We start from the raw sequence: 18,826 nt of genomic DNA, 5'->3' as shown, positions 1-18,826 counted from the left end.
CGGGTGAATGATTTTTTATCATCCTCCTGAATCCGTGAGTTCCTTGTCGGCGGACAGCACAAGTCATTGACCTGCCTGTGCCTGCCGGTAATAGCGCCGGCGATGCCGCCGCCGTTCAAGCAGGGTCCGCAGGTGAAACAGGTGGAAGGTCGTTGACCGGTAAAGCCGGATGCGTCTGGCTTTCGGGATCTGCCCCGGGAACTCCTCCTCCAGCTGGATCGGGAAGGGGACGATGCAGGCGGTTTTAAAGCCGAAATCCCAGTCCCGGTCCAGGGCGACATCGTAGGGAAGACTCATCGGCAGCATCCTGTTGACGCAGCACTCGGCCGCATGCCGGTTGAGGAAATAGGCTCCGGTGTTTTTCAGAACCTTCAGGTTGTAAGCCAGTTGGTAGCAGCCGCTCAGCTGGGCGAAATGGAGAAAGTCGCCCTCTCGTGACGATGTCAGGCGCAGCATGTCCCAGTTTTCGTCGTGCGTTGTCGCTTCGGTCAGCAGCGGAATGATGTTTTCCGGCAGGCTGACGTCATCTTCGAGGATGAGCGCGTAGGGGAGGTCGGACTGCAGAAAGGTCCGCATCGCCTTGATATGGCTGAAGTAGCAGCCGATCTCCCGCTTGTTGGTCTCCTTGCCGGTACGGACCTGGTAACGGCGTTCGTCATAGTCCGCAACCGGTTCGTTGAGCCGGTCACCATAGACCCCCTCGATGCGTGTGTAGGGGATGGTGGAATGCTCCAACTGGTCGCGCATATGCTCCCAGCGGGCGGTCGCGTGTTCCAGGTTGATGACATAGGCATGAAAATTCATGGTTTTCCTTCAAACAAAAGTTTCGGAATCCGTTATGAGCCGTGAGTCCCGACCCGTTTCACATCTCCCCGATCACATAGTAAGCTTTTCAGCCTGATCCATCCGGTGCAGCAGGCCAGGTAAAATTTCCACAGACCGCGCGTGACCGGATAAATGAGGCGCATGCCTCCTTCAAGGCGTACGGTCTTGTCCCAGCGCAGATTGTCGTCCTGGGTGTCGATGCAGGAGGGGGATTCATCGTTGGGCAGGACCGGTGACGGGGCGACCGCCAGGGTTCTGAGCCCGGTCAGCCAGACCGCCCCGTGCAGGGTGTCGATGGCCAGCCAGTTTTTTTGCGTCATCCGGTTCAGGCGTTTCGCGGCTTTCAGGTTGAGCATGTAGCCGTAGGCGCCGCCGGGGATGCCCAGCTGCCGGGCCAGCATGGCCGAGGTCCCCTCCAGGGGGCGGATGGGGCGCGTGGAACGGTAATTCTTGTCGCGCCCGAGAAAGCGTACCAGATCCCAGTTGTCGGCGATCCGTTCCAGAGCTTCAATGACATCGGGAAGTTCTTCGGTAAGAATCGAGTCGTCTTCGAGGACGACCGCCATCTCGACTTGCTGTTCCTGCATGTGTCGGTAGACATTCCGGTGAGCCAGGATGCAGCCGAACTCTCCCTGCGACAGGTCCCGGCCGTAGAAGAGCCGTCTTTTGATCGGCTCGTAGTCCGGATGATTCTCCAGTTTCAGTCCGCGGCCGTCCACGCCGCTGATGAATTCAAAGGCCAGCCCGAGTTCCCGCAGCCTGGCGCTGATGGTCTGCTGTCTCTCTTTGGCGTGATCCAGGGTGATGACATAGATCGGGCAGTGTCGTCGGGTGGTGTGCATCAAAACTCCGTGGGCTGCGTCAGTACATTTTGCGGCGCGGCAGAAAACGGTGCCAGAAGCGTCTCCAGGCCCGGCGGCCGTTGCGGAAGGCCTGCAGGTGCGGGCGGTGATACATGTCGAACAACTGTTGTTCCCGTTTCTGTCCCCAGCGGCTGCGGTTGCGTCGATAGGCCGTCGGCAGCGGCTGATCGAAGATGTTGGCGAGGAATCGGGCATAGGTTTCGGCCTGCAGTGCTTCCGGCTCCTTCCCGTCCCTGAACCAGGGCGCCTGCAGCATCTTTTCATAGCGGGCGGGGTCCCGGTCGATGCGGGCGACCTCCTCGACCGCCTCCTCAAGAGATGGGAAGTCGTGGCAGTTGACGAAGGCATCGGGGTTGAAAATCTCGCCGATGCCGGGGTCGCCCCAGTAGATCGGAATCGCGTTGGCGGCCGCCGCCTGGGCGAATTTTTCCGTCAGGTAGCCGGGGTGGGAACAGTTTTCGAAAGCGATGACAAACTTGTGCCGGGATTGAAACGCCAGCTTGTCCGCGACCCGGCCGCCGACATTGTTGCGCCAGAGTCCGCCGGAGTTGACCTGTTTGTATCGCGACAGCAGCTCGAAAATCCGCACGCGTTCCTCGGCGCTGCTGCGGGTATTGGACATGACGTAGGCGCAGAAATCGGTTTTCTGCTCCAGGGCCTGCTGCGGCTCCGGGCGAGGGCGGGTCAGCGCCTCGTAATCGGGGCGGTAGAGTCTGATCAGCGGCAGCCAGATGGCGCGGTCGGCAAAGGAGAGCCGTTCAAAGGACAGGGCGTAGTCGCTGATGGCGAAATCGGGAGTGACATTTTCTCCGGTGACAAAGATCCGCACCCCACTGTACTTCAGGACATCGTAGCCGTCGATGGAGTGAAAGACGTAATCCGCGTCCCGGTCGTCGGTCCATTCGAACCGGTAGCGGTCCTGAACGAATTGCAGGATATTCTCGACGAAGTCGCGTTGTGAATCAGCAACGGCGATGCGTTTGACGGGATTGCTCATGATGACCGTCCGGGCGGCTGAGAGCATGATTGCGAACAGGAGGCGCACATCAGGATTCGTACCAGTAGTCCCTGATCCAGGGGGTGGGCCGGCAGGCCTTGTAGATCCGCTTCCAGCCGCGCGCGGCCTTGCGGATATCCGGCGGCGACCAGCGCCCTGCCAGGGCGTCATGGATATCGGGATGACCATGAAAGGCGAGCACCTTGGTCCCCTTTTGCGGCAGTGACGGGGTCTGGAAATGCCGCATGAAGGCGAAGGGCAGGCAGTGGAAGCGGAAGGACCGGAACCACGCCTCGGGCCAGAAGTTCAATCGGCCGTATTTTTGAATTACCATGGCCGACAGGTATTCCTGCGACGCTGTCCCGTACTGTTCGATGATGGGATCGGGATCGGCTTCGAAGGTTTCGCGGATAGATCCCAGGGTGCCGACAACAAAGGAATAGCAGGTGGCCTGGCCGACGCGGTCCCCCTTGCTGTTCCAGTCATTGATGATGTAGAACTTGTCCCCCTCGGGGTAGGCGAACAACTCGTCGAGATCGTCCATGATCAGCACGTCGAGATCGAAGAAGAAGACCCGCTGCCCGGTCAGTCCGCCGAGATCATCGGCGCAGAGTCCGGCCTCCTTGCGGTAGGCATAACGGTTCTGGTGAGGGCTGATCCGCATCGCCGGTTCAGGGTGTCGGATGATGGCGGGGTTCAGCTCCGGCAGGGCCTCGTTGCTGAAGAGGTGGAAGTTGACAGGACGGCTGGAGTTGCGCCGGATCATGGCGAAGAGAATATTGACATCTTCTTCGCTGTAGGCCTTGCCCCAGAGGATGCTGATGATGTTGACGGGTTGCTTTGCTGTCATGTCGGCGGCCTGGGGATGCGAACTGTGTAATAATGTCAGACTGTCGGGAAAATCAGCGGAATACTCGCACACTTTTCAGCAAATTTCCAGTTTTCCAGGCGGCGAAGGAGAGGAAGTCGGCCGGGTGCCGCATCCGCATCAGCCGGCGGTTGTAGATTACGCCGCCGGGACGGCTTCCGGTGCTCTCATGGTCGAGAATGATCCTGTTGAGCATGGCGGGCAGGTTGTATTCGTCCATCACCAGCCGCTTGGCCTCCAGCACGGCCTCCCGGCGGCGTTCATATTCACCTTCTCTGGATAAAATAGAACGGATGGTCGCCAGGGAGCCTTCGAAGTCGTTGATGTCGATGGGGATCAGGCTGTCTTTCGGGAAGTAGTCGAAGACATTGGGACAGCCGCAGTAGATGGGAACGGTTTCGGCGAGAAAGGCGTCGGCCAGTTTCTCCGTCCACAGGTGCGGGCCGATCTGATTTTCCACCACCAGATGAAACTGATAGGGATCGAGCGCCTGGTGCTTCTTCTCGACGAAACGGACGCCGTGGCCGAAAATCTCCAGCTCCGGCAGCGCCTTTTTCAGCTTCCAGGTGAAGTCATAGCGCCGGGCGTGCATGGTATGGGGCTGCCGCTTGGAGGAACAGACAGTGGAGATCAGTTCGGATTTCGGGATCGCGGCGGTCGCTTTGATTTCGTCATAGCTCTTGCCGTAGAACCAGATATTGCCGGTCTGGGAGCGGATCGCCCGAGGGTGGGGCAGCGCCCCTTCCTCCTGGTTGGTCAGCAGGTGTCCGAACTGGGCGGCAAAGGACTTGCCGTAGCGGGTCACGGAAGACGGTTCGGAGGTCACCAGAATGGTGTTGTCTCGCGGGCAGGCCAACTCCTCCCGGTTGCCGGGCATGATCCGGGGGATATCGTCGACAGCGACCAGCCAGTCGTAGTCACGCGCGAAGGGGTCGGACGTAAACTCGCAGCGGTCCCAGCGGGGAGTCCGGCCCGGGCACTGGGTGGTCCAGGGGAAGCCTTTTGCCTTTCCCCAGCGGGTAACGAGTTTGACGCGGATATCAGATTTAGAATTTGCCATGCGAGTTACTTGTTTGCTAGAGTCGACTGGCTTTACGAGGGTCCTGCTGTCTTCAGTTTGCAGGCACGTTCATTCTGTCTTAAATGAGGATAGTACTTATAAGGCCGAGCCCGCCGCATTGTCAATTATTGATGGCGTCGCAAAACTCATCAATAGCTGCGTTGCTGCGTTTATCTCGTCGCATCGACGTACGTAAGTACGCCTCATTGCTTGACAAACGCACGCCTCACTGATGGCCCTTTTTGCTTAGCCAACACCATTTCGGCTTTCTTGTGAAAGCAATCAAATATTGAATCTTCCGGTTTTGATTTCGGGTTGATCTTGAGGATTTGTCATGAGTTTGCCGCTGCATTCCGTCTGTATCCCTTCCTACAACCATGAGCGGTACATTCTTGACTGCCTGAACAGCGTCAGGCGTCAGACCTATCCCCGTCTGGAACTGATCGTGGTGGACGATGGTTCCGCCGATCAGACATTCAATCTGGCCGAACAGTTCGTGGCTGAGCATGCCGACAGGTTTGAAAGGGTCGAGTTGCTGCGGCAGGCGAACCGGGGGATCGCACCGACCTGCAACCGGCTGCTGGACCTCGCCCGGGGAGAATGGTTCCACCTGTTCGGCTCCGACGATATGCTCTATCCGGAAAAAATTGCCGCCGAGTGGGAGGCGTGCTGCCGGTGGAAAGAACCGAATCTGGCTCTGGTGCATGCTGACGCGGAGCTGATCGACGCGGAAGGGAATGTTGTCGGTCCGCACTGTTCATCCTGGAAAACCGAGGGGCCCGTTGCCAGGGCTTTCGAAACCCTGCTGCTGAATAACTACATCAAGACTCCAACCGCGATGGTGCGTCGGGATGCCCTGGTGGAGATGGGGGGCTATGCAGAAACATTCACCATCGAAGATTATTTCAGCTGGCTGAAACTTTCCAGCAAGTTTCGTATCGGGAAGATAAACAAGGTTGTCTGCGGTTATCGATGGCATGGCGGCAACTATAGTGCCGACAAGAAAGAGATGCTCAAGGCAACTATCGCCATCCATCATAAATTTATAGAAGAGTTCGGAGACAACATCGACAAGAATGTATTGATGAAATGTTATCAGAAAGATGTCAGACGGGTCTGGAGATGGGCAAAGAAGGAAAATAGAAGCCTTCTGCCGGTGATGACGAAAAAGGTTCTTGGAAGCTATTTTTTGCGCCCTGATGAGGAAAATTTTAAGTGTTTAACCGATTTTCTCCAGATGGATTGATTCTTTAACTTCTTGGCTGGTTAAACCTTTTCATGCGGTTAAGCCGTAAGTCTGTTCTGTATATTGATTAAATTGTAAATAGGAATATTGTGCCATGGATAAAAAGCTTGTACTTGTTTTGGGTATGCATAGAAGTGGGACTTCTCTTGCGGCAGGTATTCTTTGCAAGTGTGGAATAGATTTCGGTGACAACTTGATGCCTGCAACAGATGATAATCCGAAAGGCTATTTTGAAGATCTAGATTTTGTCAACATTAATAACACTATTCTTAGGAAGTACAAGTCTTCATGGTATGATCATGAGCCTATAAAATTCAATTTTTTTAGATTTATTAGATACTATAAGTATCTATCAATGATCAGGACAAAATTGGGTGAAAAATTTTCAGGGAAAACAATTTTTGGTGTCAAGGACCCGCGAATTTCTCGTCTGTTGCCGGTGTGGGAAAAATTTTCCGAACCCTATGATAAGAAATATATCGTTGTATTCAGGTCTCCATTTGAAGTTGCAGAATCCTTAAGAAAAAGAGACGGATTTTCTTTAGAGAAAAGTATAAAAATATGGATTGCATATAACAAGTCAATTATTGATTTTGTGGATAGTAATGATAGTGTTTTTTTTTCGTATGGGAAAATAGTAAGTAATACAAAAATGTTTATTGATAAAGTTTTTGAAAATTTAAATATTGACATGAATGTGTCAACCATTGATGATTTTGGCTTTGTTGATAAGGGGCTTTATAGGAATAAAATTGAAGATAATTTTGATAACATTAAAGATGCTGGATTAAAGAAGAATTGTTTTGATATTTATCAGAGGCTTATTTCTTTGGAAGAAAAAACTAATATATCGTAAATATGAATAAAATTTCTGTTGTTATGGCAACCTGTAATGGTGCCAGGTATTTAAGTAGCCAGATTGACAGTATCTTAAATCAGACCCTTCTGCCGGATGAGTTGATCATTGTTGATGACTTTTCAGATGACGAATCCTTCACTATCGTTCAGGCGTACCAGGATCGTTTTCCTGACAGGGTAAGAGTTTTTCAAAATACCGAAAGACTGGGGGTGAACAAAAATTTTGAAAAAGCTGCGACCCTTGCCACCGGTGAGCTGATTTTTTTTTCTGACCAGGATGATATTTGGGAGGAGGAGAAGATCGAGGTCATGGTTGCCCATAGAGGCGATGCGAGCCTGCTTTACTCCAACGGCATGATCATTGACGGGGAAGGGGAAATCATCCATGAAAATGAACTTGAATTTTTAAGAGTTCCTGCTGTACAGGGAACACCATTGTTTTATCAGATTGAGGGAAATTCCATATCTGGCCATAATGTCCTGGCGACTCGTGAACTCGTCGCAAAAGCTCTTCCGTTCTGCGACGCATGCATGTACGACAAGTGGCTCGGGTTGGTTGCCTGTCTCCTGAACGGGATCAGGTTTCTTGACCTCAAGCTGGTCAGGCATCGTATGCATAACTCAAATGCGCAAAATAATCCTGAACTCAGAAAAACGAATTCTGGCGGTAAAAAAAGCGGCAGACTCATGAGGTTTCGTGAAGATTGCGCAATAAAGCGTGATTTATTGCGTCAACTCTTCAGGATCCCCGTCGGTGAGTTTCCACACAAGGATTTGTTGCGGCTGTACGTCGATCATCTGGAGACTTCTCATAGGCGTTTTTTTAATCGCACCCTCTATCGGGAGTTGCTGAAACATAATTATGGTGGCTCACTGAATCTGTCTCCGCCAAAGTTGCGAAAAAGGATTCGTAGAATAGCAAGGGGTGAGTTGTATTATCGTATTTTCTTTGTATGAAACGAAATAATTTTATTGAATTTTTGAATCAATTTGTTGGTAAACTAGGTGATTAGACAATCCTGTTTCGTTCTAGCTAAGGGGCTGGTCATGGCAACTGAGACAGATGATCCGTTTCGCTCCCATCTGACGTTGCACCATCAGGCGTTGATGTCCGTGGGACAGGATCTTGTCCCTCTGATTCATCAGGCGGTCGAAATGATTGTGACCTGCCTTGAGGATGATGGCAAACTGCTGATCATGGGTAACGGCGGATCGGCCGCCGATGCCCAGCACTTTGCCGCCGAACTGGTCGGTCGTTATCGGGCTGAGCGGGACGGATTGCCCGCCATTGCCCTGACCACCGATTCCTCGATTCTGACCGCGGTCGGCAATGATTACGGATTTGAGCAGGTCTTCGCCCGCCAGGTGGCGGCTCTGGCACGTCCGGAGGACCTGGTGGTGGTCCTCTCCACCAGCGGCAATTCCGGCAACGTCGTGGCCGCGGTTCGGACGGCGAACGAGATCGGTTGTCGCAGCATTGGTCTGTTGGGGCGGGACGGCGGTGCCCTGCGCGATCTGGTTGATCTGCCGCTGACCGTTCCGGTTGAATCAACAGCCGTGGTGCAGGAGATGCACATTCTGCTGATTCACCTGTTGTGCGAAGCCGTTGATCACCATGATTTCGAGCGACGGGAGAGGTCATGAACGTCGGTCAATTCCTGGAGCAGGCCCGCGATTGTCCGATCCTGGTGATCGGCGACCTGATGCTGGATGAATACCTGTGGGGGGATGTGGAACGCATCTCTCCCGAGGCGCCGGTGCAGGTGGTTGACGTTGCCGACGAGGAAATCAGACTCGGCGGTGCGGGCAACGTGATCCGGAACCTGGTTGAACTCGGCTGCCGGGTCAGTGCCGCGGGTGTCGTCGGCAAGGATGATGACGGGGAACTGCTCGGCAAAATGCTTGAGACGGCTGGCGTCGATTGTCGGGCTCTGCAGGTTGTTGCCGATCGCCGGACCGGACGTAAAACCCGGGTTCTTTCGAACAGTCAGCAGATGCTGCGCATCGACCGGGAAAGTCGTGAGGAGATTTCTCCCGATGTCGAGGCCCGCTTGCTGGAGACGGTGCTGCCGCTTGTCCCCCGGCAGCGGGTGGTGCTGGTTTCCGATTACGGCAAGGGGGTTCTGACCGAGCGGGTGCTGCGGGACGTTCTTGCCGCCGGTCGGGCGGCCGGGGTTCCAGTGCTGGTTGATCCCAAGGGTGCGGATTTCCTGCGCTACCGGGGCGCCTTTCTGTTGACGCCGAACCGGCGCGAGGCCGGTCTGGCCTCCGGCATCCCGGTTGAGGATGAGGCGTCAGCCAGTGCCGCCGGTCGGGCTCTGATGGCGCAGTGCTCTCTTCAGGCCCTGGTCCTGACCCGCAGCGAAGAGGGGATGAGTGTTTTTCTGGAGGATGGTTCGGTGACCCCGATGCCGACCCGTGCCCGGGATGTCTACGATGTTTCCGGTGCCGGTGACACGGTGCTGGTTTTCGTCGGCCTCGGTGTGGCGACCGGCCTGTCGGTGATTGAGGCGGCCGCCCTGGCGAATGCCGCCGCCGGCATCGTCGTCGGCAAGGTCGGTACCTCGACCGTGACCGCCGCTGATCTGCTCACCGTCGCCGGTGATGATTCCGGGTTGAACCGCAAGATCCGTCCGCTCGCGGAACTGGCGGCCATTCTCGCTGACCGACGTCGGCAGGGACAGACCCTTGTCTTCACCAACGGTTGCTTCGATCTCCTGCATGTCGGCCATGTCCGCTACCTGCAACAGGCGCGGCAACTCGGCGACCTGCTGGTGCTGGGTCTTAATTCCGATGCCTCGATCCGTCGTCTGAAGGGGCCGAAGAGACCCCTGATCGGTGCTGAAGAGCGGGCCCATATCCTGGCGGCGCTGGACTGCGTCGACTTCGTGGTCATGTTTGATGAGGATACGCCGCTGGCGCTGATCGAATCGCTGCGGCCGGATATCCTCGTCAAGGGGAGCGACTACACACCGGAAGAGGTGGTCGGCAGGGAGTTCGTCGAGAGTCAGGGCGGGCGGGTGGAGCTGATCCGGGTGGTTGACGGCAAGTCGACCAGCAACCTTATTGAAAAGATCCTGCAGGCCTACCAGTCGTGACGTCGGGGGCAGTTGATACATCCCGGTCCGCAGTTTTTCTCGACCGGGACGGAACCATCAATGTCGAGAAAAACTACCTTTTCCGGGTGGAGGATTTTGAATTTATTGATGGGGTTCCGGCCGCCATCCGGCGCCTGAACCGGGCCGGTCTGCCGGTGGTCGTGGTCACCAACCAGTCGGGAATCGCGCGCGGCTTTTATGGCCGGTCCGATGTCGAGACGCTGCACCGTCATGTTGACCGGCTGCTGGCCGCTGCCGGAGCGCGAATCGACGCCTGGTATCTCTGTCCGCACCTCCCGGACAACAGTTCAGCGAAATGCGACTGTCGCAAACCGGCTCCCGGTCTGCTGCTGCGGGCGTCCGCAGAAAGAGGGATCGACCTGGCGCGGTCGTGGATGGTGGGCGACAAGCTGGCCGATATCCGGGCCGGGTTGTCGGCCGGCTGCGGCTCGATTCTGGTGAAAACCGGATACGGGAATGCCGCGGTTGCCGAGGCGATGGAACTCAGGGTTCCGGTGGTCGAGAGCCTGGTCGAGGCCGTCGACCTTGTCCTGCGGCAGGTTCAGGATTGACGCTTTGATTTCCACGCCGGGGATGCTACCATTCCGCCCCGGATTAAATACTTGGATCAGTAAACCCCTTGTCGGCGGAGAACACCCGTCATTGATCTGCCTGAGCTTTCCAAAAATCACCAGCGAACCTATGGGTGCGCTTCAGGTTTTTAAAAATCTCATTCAGACCAAGCATGCGCTCCCCATCCAACAGGGCCTCACTGATTCAGGAAATACCCAGTGATGCGACTGAGGGGGAGTTATTTCTGCCATGAAAAATATTCTTGTTACCGGCGGCTGCGGGTTTATCGGCGCCAATTTTATCCGGCTGGCGCTTGAGAGCCCTGACGAGATCCGCCTAGTCAACCTCGACAAGCTGACTTATGCCGGCAATCCCGAGAACCTGTCTGGTCTCGACGCTGATCCCCGCTATCGTTTCGTGCGCGGCGATATCTGTGATCGTGAGCTGGTGCAGAAGCTGTTTGCCGAAGAAGAGATCGATACGGTGGTCCATTTTGCCGCCGAATCGCACGTTGATCGCAGCATCGACGGGCCCGGAGAATTCATCCGGACCAATATCAACGGCACCTTCTCGCTCCTTGAGGCGGCCCGCAGCGCCTGGCTCGGGGACGGAGGGAAGGGTGACGGCAGGCGTTTCCTGCATGTCAGCACCGACGAGGTTTACGGATCCCTGGGCGAGACCGGTTATTTTTCCGAAACCACCCCCTACGATCCCCGCTCTCCCTATTCGGCCAGCAAGGCGGCCTCCGACCACCTGGTCAGTGCCTATGGCCATACCTACGGTCTGCCGGTGCTGATCACCAACTGTTCCAACAATTACGGCCCCTACCAGTTTCCGGAAAAGCTGATTCCGCTGATTATCAACAACGCCCTCAACGGACGGGAACTGCCGGTCTACGGTGACGGCCGCAATATCCGTGACTGGCTGTTTGTCGAGGATCACTGCCGGGCGATCCTGGTCGTCCTGGACGGCGGCCGGTGCGGTGAAACCTACAATATCGGCGGCAACAGCGAAAAACGGAATATCGAGGTGGTCGAAACCATCTGCGATATTCTCGATGAAAAAGTTGCCCCGCTGGCCTCGGGCGAACCGCGTCGTTCGCTGGTCCGCTTCGTCAAGGACCGCGCCGGGCATGATCGCCGCTACGCCATCGACGCCGGCAAGATCCGGCGGGAACTCGGCTGGGAGCCGACGGTCCGTTTCGACGAGGGACTCCGCAGCACGGTCGACTGGTACCTCGCCAACCAGCCCTGGTGTGCCGCTATCCTTGACGGCTCCTACCAGGCCTACTACGACCGGATGTACGGAGATCGCTGAATGAGTGCTTCGCTGAAGGTCGCCCTGATCGGGGCCAGGGGGATGCTGGCCGACGCGGTGCAGCGTCTCGCTCCCGGGAACTGGGATATTCACGGTTATGATCTGCCCGGTTTTGACCTGACGGACCGGACCTCTGTTCTTGACCTGGCAGGGGAAAACCCGGATTTGATTATCAATTGCGCCGCCCTGACCGATGTCGACGGCTGCGAGAGTCGGGTCGAGCAGGCCGAGGCGGTCAACGGCAGGGGCCCCGGCTACCTGGCGGAGTTGGCCCGTGATTGCGGGGCGACGCTGGTGCATGTGTCGACCGATTTTGTTTTCAACGGCGAAAAGGACGGTCCCTACCTGGAGACGGATACCCCGGACCCCCTGTCGGTGTACGGTCTGAGCAAGCTGCACGGTGAACAGGCGATTCTCGCCGGCGGCCTGGAGCGCTGCTTCATTATCCGCACCAGCTGGCTTTACGGAGCTGGCGGCGGCAATTTCGTCGAGACCATGGTGCGTCTCGCCCGTGAGCGTGAAAGTCTTGGCATCGTCGCCGACCAGATCGGTACCCCGACCTGGACCGACGATCTGGTCCGGGCGATGCTGCGGCTGCTGGAACAGGGTGACTACGGCATCTATCATTACAGTAATGATGGTGCCTGCAGCTGGTATGATTTCGCCTGTGCCGCCATTGAACTGGCCCGGCATGATGAAAAACTCGCGGTGCGGCAGATTCGCCCGATCACGACCGCGGACTATCCGCTGCCGGCCTGTCGTCCGCGTTATTCCGTCCTCAGCAAGCAGAAGATCGGAAAGATCTCCGGTGTGGAGATTCCCGATTGGCGGGAGAGCCTGAAGCGTTATTTCAAACAGAGACAGGGAGGGGATAAAACCCATGGCTATTGAAAAAGGCATTGTGCTGGCCGGTGGCGCCGGCACCCGCCTCTATCCGCTGACCCTGGTGGCCAGCAAGCAACTGCAGCCGATTTATGACAAACCGATGATCTACTATCCGCTCTCGACCCTGATGCGGGCCGGGGTGAAGGATATCCTGATCATTTCCACGCCCCAGGATACCCCCCGTTTCGAGGCCCTGCTGGGTGATGGTTCGCAGTGGGGAATTCGGCTCAGCTACCAGGTGCAGCCTGAGCCCAAAGGAATCGCCCAAGCTTTTCTGGTCGGTGAGCAGTTCATTGACGGAAAGGCGGTTTCGTTGATTCTCGGCGACAATATCTTTTACGGCAAAATGGGCCTGTCGCGTATTTTCCGGGACTTTGCCGGCGGCGCCAGGGTATTCGGCTACCCGGTGCAGGATCCGGAACGTTACGGCGTGGTCGAGTTCGACGCCACGGGCAAGGTTCTCGGCATCGAAGAGAAACCGCGACAGCCGAAATCACGTTACGCCGTGCCGGGGCTCTATCTCTACGATGAGAAGGTCGTTGAACTGGCTCGCGGGCTTCAGCCTTCGGCGCGCGGGGAACTGGAAATCACCGACCTCAACCTGGCCTACCTCGAACGAGGAGAGCTGCTGGTGGAGAAACTCGAACGGGGCATCGCCTGGCTCGACACCGGCACCCACATGAGCCTGCTGGAGGCGAGCCATTTTATCGGCACTCTTGAGGCGCGCCAGGGAGTCAAGATCGGCTGTCTTGAAGAGGTCGCCTACCGTAAGGGCTATATTGGCCTTGACCAGCTGCTGCTGGTGATCGAGGCCATGCCGAAATCGAGTTACCGCAGCTACCTGGAACAGCTCAGCCGCGAATAGGAGTTTGTATGCGGATTGTTACCACCGCCATTGCCGATGTCCTGCTGTTGGAGCCGCGGGTATTCCCGGACCGACGCGGATTTTTCTTCGAGAGTTTCAATCGGGCCCGCTGGGAAGAGTTGACCGGGCTGCAAAACGATTTCGTTCAGGACAACCACTCGCGTTCCTGTCGCGGAGTTCTGCGCGGTCTGCATTACCAGGTTCAGCAGCCCCAGGGCAAACTGGTGCGGGCCGTCGGCGGAGAGATCTTCGATGTCGCCGTCGACCTGCGTCGTTCTTCACCGACATTCGGACAATGGGTCGGAGCTGTTCTGTCGGATGAAAACAAGCGGCAGCTCTGGGTTCCTGAAGGATTTGCCCATGGATTTATGGTACTCTCCGAGACGGCGGATCTCCTTTACAAGACCACCGCCTACTATGCCCCGCAGCATGAGCGGACGATCCGTTGGGATGACCCGGACCTGGGGATCGACTGGCCGCGTGATGTTCAGCCCCTGCTGTCGGAAAAAGACGCGGCGGGAACCGCGTTTCGCGATGCTGAATGTTACCCCTGATGGCGTCGCAAAAACTCACCAGCAGCTGCGTTGCTGCGTTTGTCTCGCTGCTTCAACGTACGTAAGTACGCCTCATTGCTCGACAATCGCGCGCCTTGCTGCCGGCGCTTTTTGCTTAGCCAACACACTTGTTGCTTTTTTGCGAAAGCATCACCTCTGACCTGAATCCGTGAGTTCATGAGAGGATGAGATAAGATGATCTACAGCATGACCGGCTTCGGCAAGGGTCGGGCGGCCGGTGAGAATATCGCCATCGGCATCGAAATCAAATCGGTCAACCACCGCTTCTGTGATGTCAATGTCAAGGGGCCACGGGCCGCCATGCCCCTTGAGGGCGTGCTCAAGAAAAAGGTTTCCGAGAGCCTGGCGCGCGGCAAGATCGATATTTTCATCAACCTGGAAATCATCGGCGAGCAGGCCTACGAGGCCCGGATCAACAAGCCGCTGGCCGACGCCCTGGTCCGGTCGCTGAATAAGCTGCAGAAGGCCTATGGCCTGGACGACAAGGTCTCGCTCGACCTGCTGGTCGGACAGAAGGATGTGCTGCAGTTCTCCGAAAGTATTTCGCTCGACGAGTTGCGGCCGTGTCTGGAACAGGCTCTGGACGAGGCCCTGGAGCAGATTCGCCAGATGCGGCGTTCGGAAGGGGAGGCCCTGCAGGCCGATTTCGAGCAGCGGCTGGAAAAACTCGACAGTTTGATCGAACGGGTGGCCGAACGGGCGCCTCAAGTCCCCCTGGAATGGCAGGAGAAGTTGCGCCAGCGGCTGGAACGTTATGCCGCCGATGTCGATATTGAACCGCAGCGGGTCGCCCAGGAACTGGCCGTCTTCGCCGACCGCTGTGACATCAGCGAAGAACTGACCCGTTTCCGCAGTCACCTGGTCCAGTTTCGCGGACTGTTTGCTGCGGAGGAACCGGTCGGCCGGAAAATGGACTTCCTGGTGCAGGAAATCAACCGTGAAACCAACACCATCGGCAGCAAGGCCAATGACGCCGTTATCGGCAGCCAGGTGGTCGAGATCAAGGCGGAGCTGGAAAAAATCCGTGAACAGGTACAGAACGTCGCATGAATGAAAAATCTGCAGCAGAACGGCTTCAGCCGATCGAAGCGCCCCGTGAAGGGTTGCTGATCGTCGTTTCCGCTCCATCCGGGGCCGGCAAGACCACCCTCTGCCGACATCTGGTTGACAATTTCAGCAATATCCGTCAGTCTGTCTCGTTCACGACCCGTAAGCCGCGTGGCTCGGAACGGGATGGCGTCGATTACCATTTCGTTGACCAGGCTGAATTCGACCGCATGGTCGCGGCCGGGGAATTCGCCGAGTGGGCGGAGGTCCACGGCAACTGCTACGGCACGGCGCTGAAGACCCTGGACGAGTCCCGCCGGCGGGGCGAGGATATTCTGCTCGATATCGACTGCCAGGGAGCCGCGCAACTGCGTGACAGGCTTGATGCCGCTGTCTTCGTCTTCATCCTGCCGCCGTCGCTCGCGGAGCTGGAAAGACGTCTCCGTTCCAGGCAGACCGACAGCGATGAGGTGATCCGGCATCGTCTGCGCAATGCCGAACAGGAAATTCGCGCCGCCAGGTGGTATGATTACCTGGTTGTCAATGCCGACCTGGAAGCCGCCCGCCTGCAGCTGGCGTCCATCGTCCGGGCAGAACGCTGTCGGACCAGACGCTTCAAGAGTGCGCCGGCGGTCTGGTTCGGGTTGGAAAAATAGGTCAACACCAAGGGAGTTCTGATTATGGCACGTGTCACAGTTGAAGATTGTCTGGATGTGATCCCCAACCGCTTTTTGCTCTGCATGGTCGCGTCCAAACGCTCCAAGCAGCTTTACAAGGGGGCCGCGCCCCTGATCGACAACAAGGCCAACAACAAGAAGGTCGTTGTTTCGCTGCGTGAAATCGCCGCTGGAAAGGTTGATTTCGAAATCCCCACCCGCAAGAGCTGAAAGTAAAGCCGGCTGAAACCTGAATCAGTGAGTTCCTGTTGGATGGAGAGTGCAAGTGCTTGCTCTGAGTGAGATTTTCAAAAATCTGAAGCGCACCCACAGGTTCGCTGGTGATTTTTGGGAAGCTCAGGCAGATCAATGACTTGTGCTGTCCGCCGACAAGGAGCTCACTGATTCAGGTGTAAATCCGGGCAGGCGGCCGCCGAGCTGTCTGCCCGTTTTTTGCCCGAGCCCTGATGGTCCGTCTCGACGACATCCTTGACATGGTGGCCGGCTATCATCCGACCGCCGACCTCGAACCGATCCGCAAGGCTTATGTCTTCTGCGGAAAAGTTCACCAGGGACAGGTGCGCCTCTCCGGCGAAGCCTATCTGCATCATCCCCTCGAAGTTGCCCATATCCTCGCCCAGCTACAGCTCGATGTTCCTTCCATCGTCACCGGCCTGCTGCACGATACCTTTGCAGACACCCTGACCGGCGAGACGGAAATCCGCGAACTTTTCGGGGATGAAGTCTTTGAGCTGGTTGACGGGGTGACCAAGATCGGCCGGGTGACATTCAAGACCCGGGCCGAGGAGCAGGCGGAAAATTTTCGCAAGATGCTGCTCGCCATGGCGCGCGATATCCGGGTGATCCTGGTCAAGCTTGCCGATCGGCTGCACAACATGCGTACTCTTGACGCTCTGCCGCCCGAACAGCAGCAGCTGATTGCCCGGGAGACAGCGGAGATCTACGCGCCGCTGGCCAACCGTATGGGGATCAGCTGGATCAAGAACGAACTGGAAAATCTTTCCTTCCGCTACCAGGAGCCGGACGACTATCGGGATCTGTCCGCCAGGATCGCGCGCCGCAAGCGCGAGCAGTCCCGTTATATCGAAGAGGTCAAGCGGACCCTCGGGCGGATGCTGAAAGACAACGGTTTTGACGGCCAGATCTCCGGTCGCGCCAAGCATCTTTATTCCATCTACCAGAAAATGAAGCGGCAGCAGATCGATTTCGACCAGGTGCATGACCTGATCGCCTTTCGCATCATCCTGCCTTCGGTGCAGGACTGTTACGCGGTGCTCGGTATCGTCCATGCCCTGTGGAAGCCGATTCCCGGACGCTTCAAGGATTATATCGCCATGCCCAAGGCCAACATGTACCAGTCGCTGCATACGACGGTTCTCGGCCCGCATGGCGAACGGATGGAGATCCAGCTGCGGACCATCGAGATGCACCGGATTGCCGAAGAGGGCATCGCGGCGCACTGGAAATACAAGGAAGGAAAGGGGGCCCCGATTGCCGCCAGCGGCCGGCACGACCGGCGTTTCGCCTGGCTGCGGCAGATGCTCGAATGGCAGAAGGACCTGACCGATTCGCGGGAATTTCTCTCCTCGGTCAAGGTTGATCTCTTTCCCGAGGAAGTCTACGTATTCACCCCGAATGGCGATGTCAAGGAGCTGCCGCGCGGTTCGACCCCGGTCGATTTCGCCTACAGTATCCACAGCGATGTCGGCAATCACTGCAGCGGCGCCAAGGTCAACGGCAAGCTGGTGCCGCTCAAGACCGAACTGCACAACGGTGACATCGTCGAAGTGACCACCCAGGCCGGCCAGCATCCGAGCAAGGACTGGCTCAAGTTTGTCCGCACGTCCAAGGCGCGCAACAAGATTCGCCACTGGATCAAGACCGAACAGCGTGAACGCAGCGTCGAACTCGGACGAGATCTGCTGGAAAAACGTCTCCGCAAGTACGGTATGAGCCTGAAAAAAGTACTGTCGTCTGCCGACTGGCGGAAAGCCTGGGAGGAATTCGGCTTCAGCGGCGGCGAGGATCTGCTGGCAGCTCTCGGTTACGGCAAGGTGACTCTCGGCCAGATCATTTCCAAGCTGGTTCCCCGTGAGCAGATCGAGACCCGGCCGGCGGCGCCCGGGCCCCTCGGCAAGGTGGTCAACAAGATTCGTAAAAAGCCCTCCAATGCCATCAAACTGCACGGGGTCGAGGATATCCTGGTGCGCTTCGCCAAGTGCTGCAACCCGCTTCCGGGAGATGAAGTGGTCGGTTTCATCACCCGTGGCCGCGGGGTGACCGTCCATGCCAGCGATTGCCCCCAGGTGCGGGAAACCGATCCGGAACGCCGTGTTCCGGTTGAGTGGGATCGACGCAAGAAGGCGTCGCGTCCGGTCAGAATCAGGGTCTACTGCGAGAACCAGCGGGGGATGCTGGCCGCCATTACCACTGCCATCACCAACTGCGACGCCAACATTATCAGTGCCAACGTCCATTCAACCGCCGATCACAAGGGGATCAACAATTTTGAAGTGGATGTTCAGGATCTTGAACATCTCAACCGGGTGCGCCAGGCGGTTGTCAACCTCAAGGGTGTTTACAAGGTGGAGCGGTTGCGCGGCTGAGGGTGTCACCAGAAAAGGGAGAGCATTCATGGCGAAAGAGATTATTCAGAGCGACAATGCGCCGGCAGCTATCGGACCCTATGCCCAGGGCGTACGGGTAGGCGATCAGGTCTGGTTTTCCGGACAGATTCCGCTTGATCCGGTCAGCGGCGAGGTGGTGTCCGGTGGGATCGCCGAACAGACCGAACAGGTGATGAAAAACATGGGTGCAGTTCTCGCTGCCGCCGGGCTCAATTTCGGCCAGGTTGTCAAGACCACCATCTATCTTGTCGACCTCGCTGATTTTGCTGTTGTCAACGAGATTTACGGGCGCTTCTTTCCCGTCGCGCCGCCGGCTCGCGCCACCGTTGAAGTGGCTGCCCTGCCGAAAGGGGTATCGGTCGAGATCGAATGGATCGCGCACGATGACGCGTGAGATGTGAGATGTGAGATGTGAGATGTGAGATGTGAGATGTGAGATGTGAGA

General features: G+C 57.0%; 20 protein-coding genes. 15 read left to right on the top strand and 5 right to left on the bottom strand.

What is annotated here, in order from left to right:
- Positions 1 to 63: 63 nt before the first annotated feature.
- From B5V00_RS10760 to B5V00_RS10740, 5 genes are read right to left on the bottom strand one after another with little or no spacing between them, the layout of a single operon-like run.
- Positions 64 to 804, bottom strand: a complete 741-nt coding sequence (locus tag B5V00_RS10760; RefSeq protein WP_085010803.1) for a glycosyltransferase family 25 protein — start codon at positions 802 to 804, stop codon at positions 64 to 66.
- A 32-nt stretch (positions 805 to 836) separates the two neighbouring features.
- On the bottom strand, positions 837 to 1,667 hold the full coding sequence (locus tag B5V00_RS10755; protein WP_172399713.1) for a glycosyltransferase family 25 protein: 831 nt from the start codon (positions 1,665 to 1,667) through the stop codon (positions 837 to 839).
- A 19-nt stretch (positions 1,668 to 1,686) separates the two neighbouring features.
- Positions 1,687 to 2,685, bottom strand: a complete 999-nt coding sequence (locus B5V00_RS10750; protein ID WP_172399712.1) for a glycosyltransferase family 10 domain-containing protein — start codon at positions 2,683 to 2,685, stop codon at positions 1,687 to 1,689.
- A gap of 49 nt (positions 2,686 to 2,734) precedes the next feature.
- A complete protein-coding gene (locus tag B5V00_RS17200) occupies positions 2,735 to 3,535 on the bottom strand; it encodes a glycosyltransferase family protein (protein WP_172399711.1) in 801 nt (266 codons plus the stop codon).
- A gap of 52 nt (positions 3,536 to 3,587) precedes the next feature.
- Complete coding sequence (locus B5V00_RS10740; protein ID WP_085010799.1) at positions 3,588 to 4,613, bottom strand: glycosyltransferase family 10 domain-containing protein; 1,026 nt, start codon at positions 4,611 to 4,613, stop codon at positions 3,588 to 3,590.
- A 334-nt stretch (positions 4,614 to 4,947) separates the two neighbouring features.
- Here B5V00_RS10740 and B5V00_RS10735 point away from each other — a divergent pair, with 334 nt between their 5' ends.
- The 15 genes from B5V00_RS10735 to B5V00_RS10665 all read left to right on the top strand — a co-directional run bounded on the left by B5V00_RS10735 (position 4,948) and on the right by B5V00_RS10665 (position 18,775).
- The gene (locus B5V00_RS10735; RefSeq protein WP_085010798.1) at positions 4,948 to 5,859 is read left to right on the top strand and encodes a glycosyltransferase; all 912 of its coding nucleotides are present in this window, start codon (positions 4,948 to 4,950) and stop codon (positions 5,857 to 5,859) included.
- Between the two features lie 94 nt (positions 5,860 to 5,953).
- Positions 5,954 to 6,715: a sulfotransferase family protein gene (locus B5V00_RS10730; protein ID WP_085010797.1), complete on the top strand. Its 762-nt coding sequence runs from the start codon at positions 5,954 to 5,956 to the stop codon at positions 6,713 to 6,715.
- A gap of 2 nt (positions 6,716 to 6,717) precedes the next feature.
- Positions 6,718 to 7,674: a glycosyltransferase gene (locus B5V00_RS10725; RefSeq protein WP_085010796.1), complete on the top strand. Its 957-nt coding sequence runs from the start codon at positions 6,718 to 6,720 to the stop codon at positions 7,672 to 7,674.
- Positions 7,675 to 7,764: 90 nt separating this feature from the next.
- Complete coding sequence (locus B5V00_RS10720) at positions 7,765 to 8,361, top strand: D-sedoheptulose-7-phosphate isomerase (RefSeq protein ID WP_085010795.1); 597 nt, start codon at positions 7,765 to 7,767, stop codon at positions 8,359 to 8,361.
- A complete protein-coding gene (rfaE1, locus tag B5V00_RS10715; protein WP_085010794.1) occupies positions 8,358 to 9,815 on the top strand; it encodes a D-glycero-beta-D-manno-heptose-7-phosphate kinase in 1,458 nt (485 codons plus the stop codon). Before B5V00_RS10720 ends, rfaE1 begins: the two co-directional genes overlap by 4 nt.
- Positions 9,812 to 10,387 (top strand): D-glycero-beta-D-manno-heptose 1,7-bisphosphate 7-phosphatase, encoded by a 576-nt coding sequence (gene gmhB / locus B5V00_RS10710; RefSeq protein WP_085010793.1) that lies wholly within the window; start codon positions 9,812 to 9,814, stop codon positions 10,385 to 10,387. Before rfaE1 ends, gmhB begins: the two co-directional genes overlap by 4 nt.
- 250 nt (positions 10,388 to 10,637) lie before the next feature.
- Entirely contained in the window at positions 10,638 to 11,705 is a 1,068-nt protein-coding gene (rfbB, locus tag B5V00_RS10705) for a dTDP-glucose 4,6-dehydratase (protein ID WP_085010792.1), read from the top strand.
- Complete coding sequence (rfbD, locus tag B5V00_RS10700; protein WP_085010791.1) at positions 11,706 to 12,596, top strand: dTDP-4-dehydrorhamnose reductase; 891 nt, start codon at positions 11,706 to 11,708, stop codon at positions 12,594 to 12,596.
- Positions 12,586 to 13,455: a glucose-1-phosphate thymidylyltransferase RfbA gene (gene rfbA / locus B5V00_RS10695; RefSeq protein WP_085010790.1), complete on the top strand. Its 870-nt coding sequence runs from the start codon at positions 12,586 to 12,588 to the stop codon at positions 13,453 to 13,455. The genes rfbD and rfbA overlap by 11 nt, the downstream gene beginning before the upstream one ends.
- A gap of 8 nt (positions 13,456 to 13,463) precedes the next feature.
- Positions 13,464 to 14,009 carry a dTDP-4-dehydrorhamnose 3,5-epimerase gene (gene rfbC / locus B5V00_RS10690; RefSeq protein WP_085010789.1) on the top strand — a complete coding sequence of 182 codons (546 nt, stop codon included), beginning with the start codon at positions 13,464 to 13,466 and terminating at the stop codon, positions 14,007 to 14,009.
- Between the two features lie 195 nt (positions 14,010 to 14,204).
- Positions 14,205 to 15,080, top strand: coding sequence for a YicC/YloC family endoribonuclease (locus tag B5V00_RS10685; RefSeq protein WP_085010788.1), 876 nt, complete (start codon positions 14,205 to 14,207; stop codon positions 15,078 to 15,080).
- Entirely contained in the window at positions 15,077 to 15,733 is a 657-nt protein-coding gene (gene gmk, locus B5V00_RS10680) for a guanylate kinase (RefSeq protein WP_085010787.1), read from the top strand. The genes B5V00_RS10685 and gmk overlap by 4 nt, the downstream gene beginning before the upstream one ends.
- A gap of 24 nt (positions 15,734 to 15,757) precedes the next feature.
- Positions 15,758 to 15,964: a DNA-directed RNA polymerase subunit omega gene (rpoZ, locus tag B5V00_RS10675; RefSeq protein WP_085010786.1), complete on the top strand. Its 207-nt coding sequence runs from the start codon at positions 15,758 to 15,760 to the stop codon at positions 15,962 to 15,964.
- Between the two features lie 236 nt (positions 15,965 to 16,200).
- Complete coding sequence (locus tag B5V00_RS10670) at positions 16,201 to 18,360, top strand: RelA/SpoT family protein (RefSeq protein ID WP_085010785.1); 2,160 nt, start codon at positions 16,201 to 16,203, stop codon at positions 18,358 to 18,360.
- 28 nt (positions 18,361 to 18,388) lie between these two features.
- Positions 18,389 to 18,775 (top strand): RidA family protein, encoded by a 387-nt coding sequence (locus tag B5V00_RS10665; protein ID WP_085010784.1) that lies wholly within the window; start codon positions 18,389 to 18,391, stop codon positions 18,773 to 18,775.
- The last annotated feature ends 51 nt before the right edge of the window (positions 18,776 to 18,826 follow it).

Source organism: Geothermobacter hydrogeniphilus, from assembly GCF_002093115.1.
GTDB classification, from domain to species: Bacteria; Desulfobacterota; Desulfuromonadia; order Desulfuromonadales; family Geothermobacteraceae; genus Geothermobacter_A; species Geothermobacter_A hydrogeniphilus.
Note: the sequence above shows the minus strand (reverse complement) of the source record. Positions and strands in the feature narration are given on the sequence as shown.

Coding starts and splice junctions, on each gene's coding strand:
- B5V00_RS10685 (WP_085010788.1), top strand. CDS start 14,205: ATGATCTACAGCATGACCGGCTTCGGCAAGGGTCGGGCGGCCGGTGAG.
- B5V00_RS17200 (WP_172399711.1), bottom strand. CDS start 3,535: ATGACAGCAAAGCAACCCGTCAACATCATCAGCATCCTCTGGGGCAAG.
- B5V00_RS10755 (WP_172399713.1), bottom strand. CDS start 1,667: ATGCACACCACCCGACGACACTGCCCGATCTATGTCATCACCCTGGAT.
- B5V00_RS10665 (WP_085010784.1), top strand. CDS start 18,389: ATGGCGAAAGAGATTATTCAGAGCGACAATGCGCCGGCAGCTATCGGA.
- B5V00_RS10730 (WP_085010797.1), top strand. CDS start 5,954: ATGGATAAAAAGCTTGTACTTGTTTTGGGTATGCATAGAAGTGGGACT.
- B5V00_RS10720 (WP_085010795.1), top strand. CDS start 7,765: ATGGCAACTGAGACAGATGATCCGTTTCGCTCCCATCTGACGTTGCAC.
- rfbA (WP_085010790.1), top strand. CDS start 12,586: ATGGCTATTGAAAAAGGCATTGTGCTGGCCGGTGGCGCCGGCACCCGC.
- rfbD (WP_085010791.1), top strand. CDS start 11,706: ATGAGTGCTTCGCTGAAGGTCGCCCTGATCGGGGCCAGGGGGATGCTG.
- B5V00_RS10725 (WP_085010796.1), top strand. CDS start 6,718: ATGAATAAAATTTCTGTTGTTATGGCAACCTGTAATGGTGCCAGGTAT.
- B5V00_RS10740 (WP_085010799.1), bottom strand. CDS start 4,613: ATGGCAAATTCTAAATCTGATATCCGCGTCAAACTCGTTACCCGCTGG.
- B5V00_RS10750 (WP_172399712.1), bottom strand. CDS start 2,685: ATGAGCAATCCCGTCAAACGCATCGCCGTTGCTGATTCACAACGCGAC.
- B5V00_RS10670 (WP_085010785.1), top strand. CDS start 16,201: ATGGTCCGTCTCGACGACATCCTTGACATGGTGGCCGGCTATCATCCG.
- rfbB (WP_085010792.1), top strand. CDS start 10,638: ATGAAAAATATTCTTGTTACCGGCGGCTGCGGGTTTATCGGCGCCAAT.
- gmk (WP_085010787.1), top strand. CDS start 15,077: ATGAATGAAAAATCTGCAGCAGAACGGCTTCAGCCGATCGAAGCGCCC.
- B5V00_RS10735 (WP_085010798.1), top strand. CDS start 4,948: ATGAGTTTGCCGCTGCATTCCGTCTGTATCCCTTCCTACAACCATGAG.
- rpoZ (WP_085010786.1), top strand. CDS start 15,758: ATGGCACGTGTCACAGTTGAAGATTGTCTGGATGTGATCCCCAACCGC.
- B5V00_RS10760 (WP_085010803.1), bottom strand. CDS start 804: ATGAATTTTCATGCCTATGTCATCAACCTGGAACACGCGACCGCCCGC.
- rfaE1 (WP_085010794.1), top strand. CDS start 8,358: ATGAACGTCGGTCAATTCCTGGAGCAGGCCCGCGATTGTCCGATCCTG.
- rfbC (WP_085010789.1), top strand. CDS start 13,464: ATGCGGATTGTTACCACCGCCATTGCCGATGTCCTGCTGTTGGAGCCG.